At 64.8% G+C, this 16,635-nt stretch carries 10 protein-coding genes; 1 reads left to right on the top strand and 9 read right to left on the bottom strand.

The genetic code is table 11. From position 1 onward, the window contains the following. The first annotated feature begins 67 nt into the window (after window positions 1–67). Entirely contained in the window at window positions 68–1,234 is a 1,167-nt protein-coding gene (locus IE239_RS31010) for a pyridoxal phosphate-dependent aminotransferase (protein ID WP_190152743.1), read from the top strand. A 70-nt stretch (window positions 1,235–1,304) separates the two neighbouring features. On the opposite strand, the gene IE239_RS31005 is transcribed toward IE239_RS31010, so the two are convergent. From IE239_RS31005 to IE239_RS30965, 9 genes are all read right to left on the bottom strand, one after another. After that, window positions 1,305–3,644 (bottom strand): UvrD-helicase domain-containing protein, encoded by a 2,340-nt coding sequence (locus IE239_RS31005; RefSeq protein ID WP_190152742.1) that lies wholly within the window; start codon window positions 3,642–3,644, stop codon window positions 1,305–1,307. 53 nt (window positions 3,645–3,697) lie between these two features. Further along, on the bottom strand, window positions 3,698–6,355 hold the full coding sequence (locus IE239_RS31000) for a sigma-70 family RNA polymerase sigma factor (protein WP_190152741.1): 2,658 nt from the start codon (window positions 6,353–6,355) through the stop codon (window positions 3,698–3,700). Window positions 6,356–6,518: 163 nt separating this feature from the next. Continuing rightward, complete coding sequence (locus IE239_RS30995; protein WP_190152740.1) at window positions 6,519–6,983, bottom strand: DNA phosphorothioation-associated protein 4; 465 nt, start codon at window positions 6,981–6,983, stop codon at window positions 6,519–6,521. Next, window positions 6,983–9,040 (bottom strand): AAA family ATPase, encoded by a 2,058-nt coding sequence (locus IE239_RS30990; RefSeq protein WP_190152739.1) that lies wholly within the window; start codon window positions 9,038–9,040, stop codon window positions 6,983–6,985. The genes IE239_RS30995 and IE239_RS30990 overlap by 1 nt, the downstream gene beginning before the upstream one ends. Beyond that, on the bottom strand, window positions 9,037–9,201 hold the full coding sequence (locus IE239_RS30985) for a hypothetical protein (RefSeq protein ID WP_190152738.1): 165 nt from the start codon (window positions 9,199–9,201) through the stop codon (window positions 9,037–9,039). Before IE239_RS30985 ends, IE239_RS30990 begins: the two co-directional genes overlap by 4 nt. Window positions 9,202–9,247: 46 nt before the next feature. Next, entirely contained in the window at window positions 9,248–11,398 is a 2,151-nt protein-coding gene (locus tag IE239_RS30980; protein ID WP_190152773.1) for a DEAD/DEAH box helicase family protein, read from the bottom strand. Then, on the bottom strand, window positions 11,398–13,380 hold the full coding sequence (locus IE239_RS30975) for a hypothetical protein (RefSeq protein ID WP_190152737.1): 1,983 nt from the start codon (window positions 13,378–13,380) through the stop codon (window positions 11,398–11,400). The genes IE239_RS30980 and IE239_RS30975 overlap by 1 nt, the downstream gene beginning before the upstream one ends. An 83-nt stretch (window positions 13,381–13,463) precedes the next feature. Then, on the bottom strand, window positions 13,464–15,686 hold the full coding sequence (locus tag IE239_RS30970; RefSeq protein ID WP_190152736.1) for a ParB N-terminal domain-containing protein: 2,223 nt from the start codon (window positions 15,684–15,686) through the stop codon (window positions 13,464–13,466). Window positions 15,687–15,692: 6 nt separating this feature from the next. After that, on the bottom strand, window positions 15,693–16,433 hold the full coding sequence (locus tag IE239_RS30965) for a GIY-YIG nuclease family protein (RefSeq protein WP_190152735.1): 741 nt from the start codon (window positions 16,431–16,433) through the stop codon (window positions 15,693–15,695). Window positions 16,434–16,635: the final 202 nt, after the last annotated feature.

Below are 16,635 nucleotides of genomic sequence, written 5' to 3'. Positions count from 1 at the left end.
CCCGGTCGGGCATCGGCGAGGATGGCCGCGAAGGATCGACGGATACCCGGGTGAGGATGGTGGAGAGATGAGCGGCAGGCCGCTGCTGAACCGCAGGCTGGACGGGCTCGGGACGACGATCTTCGCGGAGATGTCGGCACTGGCGACCGCGACGGGCGCGATCAACCTGGGGCAGGGCTTCCCGGACACTGACGGGCCGGAGTCAGTACGGGAAGCGGCCGTACGGGCGCTACGGGACGGGCGCGGCAACCAGTACCCGCCGGGACCGGGCATCCCGGAGCTGCGCCAGGCGATCGCCGACCACCAGCGCCGCTTCTACGACCTGAGCCTCGACCCCGATACGGAAGTCCTGGTCACCGCGGGGGCAACCGAGGCAATCGCCGCAGCCATGCTCGCCCTCCTCGAACCGGGAGACGAGGTGATCGCCTTCGAGCCCTTCTACGACTCCTACGCGGCCTGCATCGCCATGGCCGGCGCGAAGCGCGTACCGCTCACCCTGCGCGCCCCGTCCTTCCGCCCGGACCTGGACGAACTGCGGGCCAAGATCACCCCGCGGACCCGCCTCCTTCTCCTCAACACCCCCCACAACCCGACCGGAATGGTCCTCACCGCCGAAGAGCAGAGCGCCATCGCCGCACTCGCCGTCGAACACGACCTGCTCGTGGTCACCGACGAGGTGTACGAGCACCTGGTCTACGAAGGCACGCACCGCCCCATCGCGGCCCTGCCGGGCATGCGTGAGCGCACCGTCTCCATCTCCTCCGCCGGCAAGACCTTCTCCTTCACCGGTTGGAAGGTTGGCTGGGTCATGGCTGACAGCCCGCTCGTCTCCGCTGTCCGGACGGCCAAGCAGTACCTGACCTACGTCAGCGCGGGCCCCTTCCAGTACGCGATCGCCGAAGCACTGCGCCTGCCGGACGCGTACTTCGACAGCTTCCGCGCCGACCTCCGCCGCAAGCGCGACCTGCTCGGCGACGGCCTGCGCGCGGCCGGGTTCGAGGTCTACCAGCCCCAGGGCACGTACTTCATCACCACCGACATCACGCCCTTCGGTGAGAAGGACGCCTACGCCTTCTGCCGCGCTCTCCCCGAACGCTGCGGCGTCGTCGCCATCCCCAACTCCGTCTTCTACGACGACCCCGACGCCGGCCGCAGCCAGGTGCGCTTCACCTTCTGCAAGAGGGACGACGTTCTCGACGAAGCCGCCGGTCGGCTGCGACATCTGGCGTCTTGAGGTGATCTCTCACGAGGCCGGGTGACTGCCGTTCTTGGTGACTCGCCGAACCACCGTACTCGGCTGTCGTTCAGTTCCGTTTGGTCACTGGCTCGGTCAGAAACGGGCTGGGATTGCCGTGCCAGGTGATGGTGAGGGCGTCACGGGCACGTGTGGCAGCGACAAACAGCATCGAGCGGGCCTTACGCAACTCCCGGCGGTAGCGTGCCGGATCATCAGCACGGTATCGGTCGATCGAATCCGTGCGTGGGACAAGCTTGTTGCTTGCACCTACGATGACGAGGCGCTGGTACTCGAGACCCTTGAAGCGGGGCATGGTGCCCACATGAATCTCGCCGTCGCCGCGAGGGCCGTCCGAGGTCAGTTGGGCGTAGCCGAGACCTGCCTTTGTGGCGAGGTGGTAGATCACCTGGCTCACTTTGTCTCGGTCAGGGACTGCGACGGCGATCAGACCGCGGACGTCGCCTGCTGCACTGTTTTCGTGGGCAAGTCCGTCGCGCCATTCACGCAAGGTGGCGGCAAGGCCGTCGAGTTCCTCCTCCCAAGTGGCGTAGCCGCGCAGTTCGGGTACAGGTCCGTGCAGAACGGAACGGTAGCCCGACAGGGTGTCGGTCCCGTCGTCGAGGTCGTCATATGTCTCGCCGGACATCACCGTCAGGGCGCGGGCGAGGATCTCCTTCGTGGTGCGGTAGCTCAGGGACAGGCGGGCGGAGCGTCCTCGGACGTTGATTCCGAGAGAACCGAGGGAGACATGGTTGTCGTAGACCCGTTGGTGCGTGTCACCGGCGATGAACATGTCGTTGTCGCCGGGGGCGACCATGGCTCGCAGCATCTTCCAGTGTGCCGCGCGCAGGTCCTGCGCCTCGTCGACGACGATGTGCTTATAGCGGTGTTTCAGGTCGCTCATTGATGCCTCGGCGTCGCGGTGGATCAGGTCGCGACCGCCGACCTGATCCTTGTACGCCTGACGGGACTGGATGCGGCCGGCGCGCTCCATCTCGTAGCGGGCGGCGCGTTCGGCGGCTTGGCCCCAGGTCTCGATGTCCTTCTTGTCGAGGCGGGCGGTGAACTGGTCGAGGATTTTCCACACGGCGGCTCGTTCGGGGCGAGTGAGCGGGCGTCCACGGCCAGCTCGGCGCGTCTGGAAATAGGCCGTGCGCGTCCCCACGGCCTGGCCGAGGATGACCTGTTCCCACTCCTCAATGAGGAACTCGGTTTCCCAGGACCCTTGCTGGCCGACCTCAGCGAGAACAGTGCGCAGCTCGGTGAGAGCCGTGCGGTCATCGACGCGGCGTTTGACGCTGCCCGATAGCGCGTTCTCGCTGACGACCTTGTAGGCGAGTTCGTCGATGTGGGCGATCTCCACGCGGGCGAGGAGATCAGGGTCGCCGATGAGGTCGGTGAGGCGAGCGCGCAGGTCAGCCGTGAGGTTCTTGGTGAAGGTTGTCAGCAGAATGGGCTTGTCCCGGCCCGGCTTCAGCTGCCGTACGAGGTGGTGGATCCGATGCAGGGCGACGATGGTCTTGCCGGTGCCAGGGCCGCCGGAGACGCGGGCGGGGCCGTTGTAGTCACGATCGACCAGTCGAGCCTGGGTGGGGTGGAGGAACACCTTCCATGCCTGGAAATCGCCGTCTTCCAGGACTTTCTGCAGGGCGTCATCGATGGTGGTGACGGCGGTGCGGGCGAGGGCGGCGCCGAAGTCTCCGAGGTCGATCTGGTCGGTTGAGGCAACCGCAGCGGTGATCTCGGCACGTACTTCGTCCGGGCTCATTCCAGCGGCCAGACCGTACAGGACGTCCTGGGACAGCAGCGGTGCTCCCGCTACCAGGCGGTCGAGGTCGGCGGTGTCGGTGAGGGTGAGCGCGAGGTCGATGAGCGGTTCAGCGACGCCAAGTTCGCGGAGCAGCTGCCGGGAGTGCCCGGCAAGCAGCGGAGATGCCGGGGCAGCCGGCTCGGCGTCGGGCTGTGCATCCGGTCCGGAGGTGGGGGCGTCCTCGGTCTCTGCGGTGGTGGTCGCGTCAGGTTCGGCCGGGATGAGCTGGATGCCGGCGCGGCGCAGGGCGCCTTCGCCGACGACGGAGAGGTCGACGAACTCGATCTCTCCGGAGACGCGGTTGATGGCGACGGATAGTTGCTCGTAGACGTCTCGACGGTGTCGAACCGCGATGACCAGCCAACTCTCATCCCCCGTCTCGTCCGTCCCGGTGCGGGTGAGCAAGGCGCGGTAGGAGTCGTCGATCCGAGCGGAGAAGATTTGCGAGTCGCCCTTGAGCGCCTTCAGCTGCAGGCCGTTGCTGTGCGGGTTCTCCCGGAAGCGATGGGAGAAATCGTAGAACTTGGCCTTCACCGAGCGGTCGAGCTTGTAGAGCTCTTGCTCGGCTTTCTGGTACAGGCTGAGCCGGACAGTCATCAGGTGGCGCCTTCCAGGTCGTCGATGGGATTGCGTGGCGTGCTGGCGCCTCTTCAGCTGCCGGGAGCTGCGTCCGGGAGCAGGGCGAGCAGCTCGTCAAGGTGGGCGAGCCAGTCGACGGCGCTGCGAATGGTCCAGCCTGCGGCCCTGTAAGCGGCGTCGCGGGGCTCGGCTTCTGGGGCCGTGCTGCCGTGTGTCACGGCGGAGACGACGGCGACCTTGGCGGTGTCCTGATCCCAGGCGAAGTCGGCTTGCCAGCCTCCTTCACCGAGCTCGAAACCGAAGATTGGGGCGGTCTTGCCCCGGTTGGCGACTGCCTGGGCGAGGCGAATCAGGTCGGCTTCGCTGCCCTCGTCGAGCAGTGGGATGATCTCCTCGTCCCACGCTGGGTCCCGAAACTCAGGCTCGACGGGCTGATTGGCCGCATTCTCAGTGTTGCCTGTTGGCTGTGCTTCGGGCGCACCACGCTGGGGAGTCGTCGCGCTGCTGAGCTCTCCTGCGGGCGTTGCCGGGACGCTCAACTCTCCATCCAGCACGGCTGTACCGCTAAGCCCGGGCTCGTACTGCTCTCTCAATAGTTCCAGGATGTCCTTGTCGCCTCGAACTCGCAGGTGAGCGAGTACCTCATCCATGGTCGTCGCGTCTGTGAGACCGATGCGTCTGCCCAGAACGGCGGGCATGTCCTTCTCCGTGACCTGGCCGGACAGAGCCATGAGCCGTAGGGCTCGCTGCGTGTCCGTGAGGTTGAGTTCCGGTTCGTCGGCCAGGCGCAGTGCCTTCAGGCGACCGTCCTTTGCCGCCACGAAGACGTGGTCCCCCTCGACCGCATCCATGCGTTCGAGCAGGGGGCGAATTGAACCGCAGCTGGGCTGGTTGCGCCAGACGAGTTGGATGTCACCGACGTCGTGGGACAGTTCCAATCGACCGCCGGGAGCGAGGCCCAAATGCGCTGCGAAGCCGGCCGGGATGGTGAACCCGGATCCGCGCAGGTGTTCACCGTTCACGTCGAGTCGGTACCACCAGGTGCCTTGGCCGGTTTGGAAACAGCGCCGGGTCTGTGCGACGTCGCGTCGCGGCTGGTAATCGGCCGCGCCGGTCTCGGTGGAGGCCGCTACGCGGATCCAGCCTCGCTTAAAGCGCTCGAATTCCGGAGCGGCGAGATAGGCACGCACGGACTTGTCAGAAACGTCGAACTGCGAGCAGAGCGAGGTGACGATGTCCTCGGACTTGGCTTCCCCACCGACGGATTCGAGTTCCCGGATGATCATCTCTCGGATGCCGAGGTACTCGACACCGCCCCAACGCCGCAGACCGTACAGATCCCGGTCGCGCCGCATGAAGCGGTCGTCGGTCTGAATCTGGTTGCGCAGGCTGGCTAGCGCCGTTCCGTCGTCCAGGCGTGCCAGAAGGTCCTCCATCGCGAGAGGGCGCCCGACGAGCATGAGAACCGCTTCGGCCCGGTCGTTGACAGAGCGGCCCCAGGGCAGCAGGTGTCCTTCGGCGACGCGGAAGCCCTTGACCGCCAGTAGCCACGCTTCCGCGGCTGCCTCGCGAATGCCAAGTTGTCCTAGCAGCTCCACCACCTCGGCCCAGACCGGGGCCGACTCACTGCAGCGGCGTGTCAGCTCTGCCCGCGTCTGTTCGATGCGCTCGTCGAGATCGCCTTCCGCCAGCCAGCCGCTTGTCCAAGTGCGGTCGGGAAGCAGCGAGGCGATGAGCTGCCAGAGAGGGAGGTCGAGAGCGGGGACTGTGAGTTCGTGGACCGGGTGGAGTTCGCGTAGTTCGGTCTCGGTGGCCACTGGTCCAAGAAGTTCCTGGACAGCGAGGAGGTGTCCGAGGAACGGCTGACCGGCGGCTGAGTGGAGCCACAGCTGGAGCTTCTTCTCCAGCTCGACCTGGATCTGCCGGGCTCGCTCCCGGCTTACCCCGAACTGCTCGCCGAGGGTCTCCAAGGAGGTCCGGTTCTGGCCGAAGGTACGTCCTGCCGCGACGGCCAGCTGACGTTCGCCCCAGTCGTTGATGAGGCTCTCGAGCGCGTCGAGGGGCCTCTCCAACAGTGCCGACTCGGCTGCCGGACCGGCTTTCCCACCGGGCGTCGCTTTGCTCTGCTCGTCTGCGTCCGGGGCGGGGGTGCTGCTGTCCTCATCTGGGTGTTCCTGGGCCCAAGCTCGCAGGGTGTCGGCGGCGGCGCGGATAGCGGGCGGGGCGTCGGCCGGGACCAGGAGCACCAGCATGTCTGTGAGAGCGCGGACGTCCTGGTCTGGCTCTGCGGCCGATTCGTCACGGGAAGCCGCGGCGATGGGTTCCATCAGGTTCCGCCCACCGATGAGGAAAGGGCGAAGGAGCGGTCGGACCAGCCCCGCCAGTGCCTCAACACCTTCCTCGGCGCCTGCGTCCGACGCCGCTTGCTCGATCGTGACCCGCAAGTCCGCTTCCTGGCCCTCCGGGCAGAAGCACAGGTTGGGAAGCGCCTCGCCGAGCGTCAGGTGCGGCCAGTGGGCACGCAGGGCCTGCGCAGCGCGGTGGGCCACTTCCTCAGCGCTGATGGTGGCCATGACGTCGGTGAGCGACGTGTCGTTCCACCACATTCCAGGCAGGCGGGGGTCTTCCAGCAACGGGCCCAATTGGCGTGGATCACCCCAGCGCAGTGACGGCAGCAGGTCGACGAGCGCTATACAGAGGGGGGACTTAGATTCGATCGGGCCAGTCACGTGAGGATCCACATCTCGTGCGTTCGGGGGTGTTTCAGGTCAATGGTTGCCAACCAGCTGGGGCCGGAGAGCGGACCGTGGCTCTGTGAGCTGCGAAGACCTGCAGCTCAACACCAGTAGGCGCACTGCGGGCGCCCGACGGGCCGCCCGCGGCGGCGTCCTGCTACCACTCCAGGGCGTCCAGCATGTCCTTGACGGGGTCATCGTCCTGGTCAGCCGCCGGTGTGAGCGCGTCCAGCACGAGCGAACTGACGATCGCGACCAGGTCCCGGCTACCCCGAGCGTTGATCTCTCCCTGGAGGTAGTGCAGCCCGCCGTTGGCGTAGTCCTCGAAGATCTTCAATCGGTCGGCGAGCCGGTCGTCACCCAGGATCTTCGCATCGTCGGGGACCTCGGCAGCGGCGATCAGGTCGATGAGCACATCGCCGTAGGGCCGGTTCTCAACGAGGGCGTAGCGGATCGGTTCACCCGACTTCTCGAACTCGACACGCCGTTCTTTCCTGCGGCCGAGAGCGGCGGCGAACAACAGCGCCTCGTAGTTGGCTCGGAAGGGGCCGTCCTTGCCAGTGAGGAGGGCCAGCAACTGCTCGTGTTCGGCAGGGCGCCGGAACCGGATCTCAACGGCCATCAGGCAGTCACCTCTTCAAGGACGGTGTGGTTGAACTCGCCGTGAGAGACATAGGGGAACTCACGGCCGTGGATGGTGATGCTGTCCTCATCGGCGTCCGAGTTCGTGGTGTATGAACGCAGCACATACATGCGCGATGCGGCCTGCCCGAGGTGTTCCAGCACCATGCCGCGGGACTGGGACTTCGACAGCAGGGTGATGATCTGGGACGTCAGCTTCGGCAGCGACTCGGCGATGTCGTTCTGGTATGCCACATCGAGGTTCCCGAACGGAGCGTCCATGACGACGGGATACACTCCGCCACCCCCCAGGACAGCGTCTGTGGCCTTCTGCTTGCGGTCGTACGTCTCCTTCGTCAATTCGGAGACGGCGCCAACGAACGACAGGCCCAGGATCTGGTTCTCACCGGTACTGCGGGCCGCCGCGACGCCCGCCGAGTGATTGACGAGTTCAAGGGCGAAGGAGGTGGTCAGGCTGGGCGTGAAGGGCCTGATGCAGATTCGTCCGAAGACGCTTTTGACCTTGGCATCGAGCTGCTGGCGGACCTCCTCGGTCTTCACTGCCAAGATCCTCTGGAATGCGTCGAGGACTTCGTCGACCAGCAGGACCTGACGCTGGATTCGCTTGGACTCCTCGTCCTGCACACGCGCCGAGTGGAACTGCCGCCGCACCTTTTCGATCTGCTCGTCCAGCTCCGTCAGCTGTGACTGGGCTTCCCGGTGCTGCTGCAGCGCGTCCAGGCGCTTTCGGTCGAACTCCTTGCGCCGCTCCTCCAGGCGCTGCACGTCCATCACGTCAACGCCCTCGAGCTCGCGGGCGATGTCGCTCATCTCAGCGTCGATCTGCTTGATCGACGCTTCGATGTCCTCGATGTCGGCAACGCACTCACGCAGTTTCGCGAGCAAATCAGCACGGGCCAGGGTGAGATCGGCGGTCTTGCCGCGCAGGTACATCCAGCGGCTCTCGACATCAGCGAGTCCTGCGTTGTAGCGGCGTTCTTCCAACGCTATGCGTGCTTCAGAGCCCTCGGGCAGGTCACGCCCGCACATGCACTGCCCGTCCTCAAGCAGGCCGTCGATGTAGTCACGCTGGATGCCCGCGGGCAGTTCCCGGCGCTTGCGCATACCTTCGGCCAGGTCCAGCACCGTGCTGTCGATGCCGCCCGTGAACGCCAGGAAGCTGTTCTTGGCCAGGAGGTCCCGCTTTCGCTCCTGGCGCTCGATGCGCTTGGCCACCAGTTCATCGAGTCGGAACTTGAGTTTGGCCCGCTGGCGCTGCAGCGGAGCCGCCTTACCGTTGGCCAGAAGTGCTCGGTTCGCCGCCTCGACTTCGCGCTCATAGCCAGCAGCGTTTTCCGAGAGCTGGAGCAGCTCCTTGTGCACGTCGATCTTCTGCTGCTCCAGCCGGTCCTGCTCGGCGGTCAGCGCCTGCAGCCGCCCGTCACCGTTGCTACCCACCTGACGGCTCAGCTTGCGGGAGGCGGCCGGCAGGTGGGTACCGATCGCACGTTCGATCTCTTCCAGACCCATCAGGGTCTTGATCGCCTGCTGGACCTCATCCGTACGGTCGCCGGTGAACATTCGCTCCATGCGTTCACCGTTGAAGAAGAAGAACTGGCGCAGGCCCGCGGGGAGAATCTTCTGGATACGATCCTGACCGTTCTGGACCGTTGTGCTGGCTCCATGCTCGGATTGGGTGACAGTGAGCTTCGGGGGCAGTGCGCTCTGCTCGTCGGCGTTCTTGGTTGTGGTGACCGCGCGGTGCACGGTGAAGTTCAGCCCCTCGTGCTCGAACTCAAGTTTCACCGAAGCGCTGACCAGTCCGCCGAAGGGGGTCTGCGCCCACACGTAGTCGTTGATCACACGCTCTTGGCGCTCCACGTCGTCGGAGAAAGTGCCGTACAAGGCCCACGTGAAAGCATTGAGCAGGGTTGTCTTGCCCGCACCGTTCATGCCGAAGATAAGGACAGCGGGCTTGTCCTCTGAAACCTCAAGATCGAGCTTCTGAGTGCCGTGAAAGACACGGAAGTTTTCCAACGTGAGCTTGAGCAGTTTCATTTGGCCAGCTCCTTGGCGGCACGAACGATCTCATCGGTGAGGAGGGTTGGGTTCTTGACATGCAGGTGCTCACGTTCGAGTTGCCACACCTTCGCCACAAGCTTCCTGGCCTCTGGCGACAGGCCGTCCATGATGTCCTTCAAGCTCTCCGTCGTTCCCATGACCTCTCTCCACACTTCGGGCTGTACTGGCGTTGCTCACATTGCTTCAGGTGTCCAAGAGCCCGTAGCGCAGGCGTAGCGGGCGCAGGATGTCCAGGGTGCGTGCCTCGTTGTCGGCGAGCCGAGCGAACTCAGTAACCCGTGTCAGCTCACGGGCTACCATTCGGCGTTCGGTCTCGTGCTGCAGATCGCTTGCTCCGTCCGGTGGGACGACGATGAAGTCGACGATGTCAGCGCGTTCCTTCCCCGGGGCCTTGCGAAGGACGCGACCTCGGCGCTGGATGAACTGCCGCGGATTGGAGGAGCTGGCGAGCAGGTAGGCAGTGCGTGCCGCCGGCACGTCGACTCCCTCGTCGAGGCACTTCATCGACAGCAGGACCTGAAGTTCTGTGCCTGCGGCGAATCGGCGCAGCAGATTCTGTCGCTCGCCGCGCCTGGTTTCGGCGGTGTACGAAGCTGCCGGCATACGCAAGTCCTGACCGACCAGGGACAGCGCCTGCTGAAGTTGGGTCTGCTCGTCGATGTCGCCGGTCTCGTAGGCGAGGGGATGGCGACCCTCGGCGCAGTACAGCAGCTGGTACCAGTCGTCGCGGCGCGCGGTGATCTCACGGTGCAGGGCAGGCAGCTTGGCTCGCGCGTGCCCCAGGATGTTCGAGCGCTTGCGCAGGAGCTTGCCGAGCGGGCTGTCGTCGTCGGTATCGTCGGAGAAGCCTTGGACCGCGATGATCCTGGCGATCTTCTCGGTCACTTCCGCATAGAGGAATGCCTCCTCGTCGTCCAGCTCGACCAGAACCGGAGTGTAGGTGTAACGGCAGAGTGCGCCCGCACAGATGGCGTCGCCGATGCCCATCTCGAAAACGACATCGCCAAAGTAATCCGTCAGCGCGGAAGTGCCCTGGTCGTCGAACCAGCGCTCCGGCGTGGCCGACAGCCCGAGCCGATAGCCGGCCGAGGTGGGAAGCTTCTCTCGCAAGCGCTTGGCGCCCAAATTGTGGCACTCGTCCGCGATGACGAGCAGGCGACCGCGGTAGCGGGCCAGGATTCCCTGCAACGGGTCTGCAGCGAAGGTGGTGTTGGTGGTGACGATCACACCGCCCTTCGCCGTCCCCAGCGCCAGGGCATCGAGAAGCGACGAGGCTCTCCCGTACCAGCTAGCGGTGGACTCGTAGGCGCGGACCGGCTGCATGCCGAACCACGAAATGTCCTTTGACCACTGGTCGACCAAGTGCTGATAGGGGGCGATGACGAGGGTCAGCAGCGGTTCGTCCCGGCTGCGCAGCATGCGGGTCAACTGTGCTGCGGCGGACAGCGCAGTCAGCGTCTTGCCCGTGCCGGTGGCCATGCGCAGGATGCCGCGACCACCGTTGGCGAACCACCGCTCGACGGCCTGTTTCTGGTAGTCCCGGACGGTCAACTCGCCGGGGATGACGAGCCGTCCGGATGCCTCCGGGCGGGGCAGGGTGATGACAGCACCGTCCATGGTCGGCAGCTCGGGCTCGATCTGAGATGCGGTGCGGTTCGCGCACTCCTGGATGACTCCTTTTGCGGCGGCGGTAAAGTCGATCACCCGTAGCAGCGGGGTTCGATCGTCCCAGAGGTCTTCGAAGTCCTGGCTGATCCGTACGGCGCGCGTGCTGTCCCCCGGCTCCCAGGTGCGGAACACCTCAATGGACTCAAAATTACCGACCAGCCCTGGCATGGTCTCGTTGGCGCTGCCTTTGAAGGCCACCAGGTCGTGTCCGTCGCGGAAAATCCCGATCTTCTCGTGGTAGATACCGATCCTGTCGCCCGAGCTGATGTATGCGAGCTTGATGTCGAGTCGGCCGTCCGCCACGAGCAGGCCGAGCTTGCCAAGCCCCCGGGCTGCCCGCGGGTCCTGGGTTGCCTGCTCGATGTCGCGCAGAGCCGCCTGCTCCAGCACGGCACGCAACTCGTATCCGGCTTGTATCTGCTTCACGTCCTCTGCGTTGAGCTGTGGGGAAGCGACGATGCGCATCGTCCCGCCGCGAGCCGCGAAGTCATCTAGTCCCCGGCCAAGCACGGCCAGCACCGATGCGCTGAAGTATCCGACCGCCCGGTCGTAGGAGGTAGCAGCGGCCAGGGCGGGGACGTAGAAGTCGCGGGCGATGTCGCAGCGGTCGCTGCGATAATCAGCGAGCAGATCGGCCGCGCGAAGCACGGAATCCTGTCTGTTCATCACAGCCCCATGAGATCGATCAGGTCGTCCGGTGACGGCCCATCATCGTCAGGACTCTCAGCACTGCTGTCGGCCGAAGCCCGCTCGTCATGCTCCTCACGCCGGACGTCGCTGAGACGACGTACCACGCCGCCACGCGCAGTGAAGGGAGGGGAAGAGGCGACCTGACGGACGCTGGATTCGTTGATGGTGAACTCGCGGGTCAGGATGGCGACCAGCTCATCCGTCGGAATCGAACCGTTGGCCAGGTCCACCTCCTCCGTGACGAGTTCCTTGATCGTGGTGTATGGGCGCAGTCCCCACTCATTGAGCGCCCAGGAGTCCACGTCGCTCCGCACGAACCGGGAATCCCTGGGCAGCTGCGCTTTCAGCGAGCGGATGTTCACGTCGGAGCCCATGCGATCGACCAGCAGATTCGAGTCCAGTGGATGGCCGAGCTCGTTGAGCACGTTCCAAGCTCGGTCGTTGAGTGTCTCGCGACGCGAACCGCTCCCGGCTGCGGAATCAGCATCAAGCGTGCGGGCAGGTGCTGCAGAAGCATCGCTGGAAAGGGCATCGTCAGGCAGCTCCCAGCCGTCGGCGCGCGCGACTGCGGCGAGGATGCGTGACATCAGCGTCCGCAATGGCTCGGGAAACTCGTCGCTGTCGCGCAGTAGATCGGCCAGCTGCTCGCCAGGCCGATGCTCGCAGGCGAACTCGCGGAGCTGCTCTAGTACGTCAATCAACTCCGGCGTCGCATCTCCAGACTGCGCGGGACCCGGGAGAGAGTCCTCGTGGGTCTGAGCGGGCGACCCCCTCAGAGCCTCTTCCAGGGATGCTGCTTCGGTGGCAGGTCGTGGCGGAGCGAGTTCGTAGTCGCCCTCCACCGCTGAGGCGCCCGTCTGATCAGTGACGGGCTGAGAGGTTTCGCCGAGTTCGACCTGGCGGTCGTCTACCAACCGCAACCCGCAGTAGCGGAGCCACCCCTCGGTAGCCTTGAGGGACTCGCTAGTACCTTCAATTAGCCGTCTGGTTGCGGCCCAGGACAGGCACTCTCCCGCTTCTAGATCAAGTGCGTCTCGGGTGAGCTTGCGCATTTCCTCGAGCGAGCCGCTGAACAGCCACTCTCCATCTATGGTCCCGGACCAGTGAAGAGCGACCAACAGCTCAAGCACCATCACGTTGCTGCCCGGCAACTTGACCGCGAGCCAAGGATGTTGCTCAAGCAGGTCGCTGCGTGTGATGGGGGCTACTGTCGCAGTGCTGAACAGCGTCAAGGCGGAACGGATCCCGGTGGAGTCCGAAGCCGCGGTCTCCAGCCGCTCGGGCAGTTCGTCAAGCAACCGCGTCATCCACGGCCGCATGGTGCGGTAGCGCGCGGCAAGCTCATCGACCGGCAACGGGGACACTGCACACAGATGCAGGGTGATTAGATCTTGCTGTCGAGCGTCCAGACCGACGAACCACTCACAGATCGCGGTGTCCGGCTCTGCGCTCGAACTTGATCCTGCTGCTGCCGGCACCGTGGACTCCTCGGTTCGGTCCCGCTGCGGGAACGTGACACCCGCGCGCACGAGAGCAGCGAGGACTTCGCGCTTTATCTCGATGCGGACCTTCGGCAGGTTGAGGATGTCCATCGCGGCCAGTTGCCCCACTTCGCCCAGCGTCCTGCCGCCCGCCGCTTCCAGCACTTCCAGTGCCCTCGCGTCCAACGCCAACTCCGCCGTCGGCATGTCCTTAGGCAGAAAGGGAAGCAGGAGGAGCAACTGCTTCTCGTCCAGCAGCACTGAACCACTGCCCCAGCAGAGGAAAGATGCGAACAAATCGAAGACGTCGTCCATGTACGGACGCCGCAAGCTTGTCTCTTCCGGCGTCTCACGCAGCCACCACTGCGCTGGCCCTCCCAGCCTCTGGAGTGCGAGCAACTCCTCGGGCTCCAGCTGATCCAGCCACGGCAGCACGACCTGCCACGTCGGCGTGGGCGACGAGAACGAGGGCGACATCTTTCCTACCTTTTACGTGCCAGTGGAACATCTACCGGAGTCGGCGGAGAAGACTGAAACGGCCCCCGCCGCCGAACCGCGGCTCACTCACCAAGCAGGTCGTCCACACTGGTCACCGGCTCATCCTCGGCTCCCTCTGCGCTTCCCGCGAGGTCCTCGGCAGCGTCGTCCGGCTGCTGCGTGGGCACGCCTTCCTGGGCGAACTGAGCCAGCCAGCTCTTGTACGGCTCGTCGGTGCCGTAGAACCACTCCTTGAGCGCACGTCCGAGCGCAGCGCGAGCCGTCTTCTCTGCCTCTGGCCGCAGCTTCGTGTCGTTGGCCTCGGGACTGCCGGTCTTGAGCGCCTTGAACTGCTGGTCCTGGCACAGTCCCAGGTAGAGGCCGCGTGCTGTGCTGAGCACGTCCTCAAACACCGCCCGATTCACGACCCATGGAGCCATGTGAGCCCACGCCTCAGGCGTGTCCAGCACCTGGAGCCAGAAGTACCGGAAGTAGACCGCCTGCGGGGTGTCCATATTGGCGATCTGGTTCAGGGGGTGGCTGACCTCGGTCTTATTGAATGCGAGCCGGCGGTCCTTGGCCTTACCTGATTCCAGAGCGAAGTAGGCGTTCCACGCTGCCACAAGCGCATCAGCGAACTGCGGGAGATCGTTGAGATCGGCACCGCCAGACTGCTTCTTGCGCAGCTCCCACAGCGACCCGAGGGTCATCATCATGCCCAGCTGGCAGGCATGCGTATTGAACACAGCGTACGCGGCTTTCGACTTCTTGAGCGCACCAGTGCGTCCGGAGTCCAGATAAGCCTGAGCCCGGTAGGTCTCGAAAGCCTCTTCGCGACCCTTCAACGCTTCCCAGGCGCGGATCACGTCGGACTTAGTCGCCTTCGCACCTGCGGCCTTCTTCTCCAGGTAGTGCTCGTAGCTGTCTCGCAGCGTCCAGAACACGCCCACCCCGCCGAACAGGGCATCGTGGGCGAGAGACAGACCCGTGTCATCGACGTGCCACTCATCCTTCGACTGCGTCAGCGCCTTGGCGTGGGCAGCGTAGGGGGCGGTCTTCGAGAGGAGGGTGAGGATGGCCCGCCCCCAAGTAGCCGCGAACCGGTCGCTGATGACGTCCAGCTGCCCCAGGGGAAACTCAGTGTTACCGATCTTGTCCCGTTGGTAAGTGAAGCCGCCATCCTCGAACTGATCAGGGAAAAGACTGAGGACGTCCAGCTGTTCCTGCATGAAGGTGTCTAGATCCGTCTGGCTGAGCCGGCCTCCGATCTTCTGCGCGACGTTGTTCAGGTACTTCGGGGGCCCGAAGACGCAACGGTCCACGGCAAATTTGAGGAGGTGGATGTTGGTCAGCACCGACCACCGGGCCGGCCGGGTGGAGTTCACCTCCGGGTTGTCGTACTCGACGGCGTAGATGGGCAGCAGAGAATCACTGGTGTCGTTGCGTAGCTCGCTGAGCATGCGGCGCGTCAGCACGTTGCTCAGTTCGGCATCGGACAGCAAGATGATCCGCGATTCGGAGGGCGGACGCGCTTCCTTGTTTACGTCGACAAAGAGCTTACGGGCTGCCTCATGGGGCTTTGCCTGCTCACCCGTCTCTTCAGGGAACCAGCACACTGTCACTGGAACCTCAATGCGGCTGAGGTCTACATCGCCGAAGTCGCGGAGGGCCTGGATGACCTGATTCTCGTAGAAGGAACGGAAGCGTCCGCCTACCCCGGAGTTCTGCCAGCTCTTGGTCATGGTGCGCTCCACTGCCAGCAGGGCCATGGCACGGTGCTGGCCGTCAAGGACCACGAGCTGCGCCTTGGAATCGTCCCACCACAGCTTGCCGAGGTTCGCCGAGTGGAGGCGGTCGTCGGCACCGACCAGACGCTGGACGCGGAAAGACGCGCCCGCCTGCTCCTGCTGCCAGCGGGCACCGTCGTCCTCGACCACGGACTGCTGGCCGAGAGACTCGAAGAACGAAGGGCGCTTGCTGCGGAAGGGCAGCAGGACCGCGACGATCGGTGGGAAGAACGCTGGCCCAGTGGGCTTGAGATCCAACAGGTAGGGGATGAGGTTTACCGCGACCCGGTGGTCGTCCAGATCGCGTTGCAGGAGCTGGTTGAAGTCCAGGTCACCTGCTTCCATGACCTCACGGACCGGCGCGAGGCTCTTGGTGAGCCGCCGCTCGGGTTCGTTGGTCTCCTCGCCAAGCCGGGCCTTGGTCATGATGTAGTCCACGCGGCCGGCCGGCGTGGCGAAGGTGCCCCACGTCCCCTGGACGTAGTTGTGGAAGGTGAGCTTGGTTCCTGAGCCGAACATCGTGTCCTACTGCCTTCCGAGAATCGGCGCGTACAGCCGGTGGAGCAGCCATTCGGCTGACTCTGCGGTGTTTCGCAGATGCTTGATGGTCACAGCGTTGTCCGCTTGGTCGCCTAGGTCGATGACCCAGGCTTCGAGGTGGCCCATGGCCATATTGCGAGCGGCTGCCCGCGCGCCGAAGGTCTTTCCCTTCGTCCGGACGGTCTCCGCGTCCTCAGGGTGTTCACGCAGCCAGTCGTACGCCTTGGTGAAGTCACGGCGGTGGGTGCGTAGGCGCTCGCGCAGATTTTCAGCGACACCGATGTACAGGGGCGAGGAAAACACCGGGGACGCCATCTCCAAAATGGTGGCCATCACCCGCCGTCTTTCCTCGCTGTCCAAGGAGTTCATTAGTATCGCGAGACGCTTGTCCTCCTCCGCAGAGGCAGCGTGGCTTCCCTCGTCCGGATCACGCAGGGGAGTGTCGAGTTCGAGCTCGCCCTCCCATGCGGCGCCGTACGAACCGCGCCCGCGCAGAGCGATGGGCAACGGCTCGTAGTAGCCGGCGTACTTACTGAGCAACCGCAGGAAGCCCTCGATCGCCTGATCACCCTCCGGGCTGGGCTTCATCTTCCAGTCGTGCGGACTAGCTCGAAAGCTCACATACCAGGCGTACAGCCCAGGGGTCTCAGGTGCCTGGTCGACGTCCAGCATGGAGTAGTGACTATGCGAAAGAGCATTGGTCAAAGCCGGAATTCCCTTGCTCATGCCGCGCTTCTGGACCCGCTCACCCGGGCTGAGCGCCACCGGGCTGGAGTGCAGGCTACGAGCCGGTGGTCAAATGTGCAGGTCGAGTTGGCGAGGTAGACGACGTCAAAGGGTGCTGCGCAGGAGCCCGGGACAGGTTGACGGCGCTCCGCTCAGTAACCCGTCGGCTACCACGCGGAGCGCAGCAAAAGATCTTGCAGCC

Origin of the sequence: Streptomyces humidus, from assembly GCF_014649655.1 — a bacterium.
GTDB classification, from domain to species: Bacteria; Actinomycetota; Actinomycetes; order Streptomycetales; family Streptomycetaceae; genus Streptomyces; species Streptomyces humidus.
Note: the sequence above shows the minus strand (reverse complement) of the source record. Positions and strands in the feature narration are given on the sequence as shown.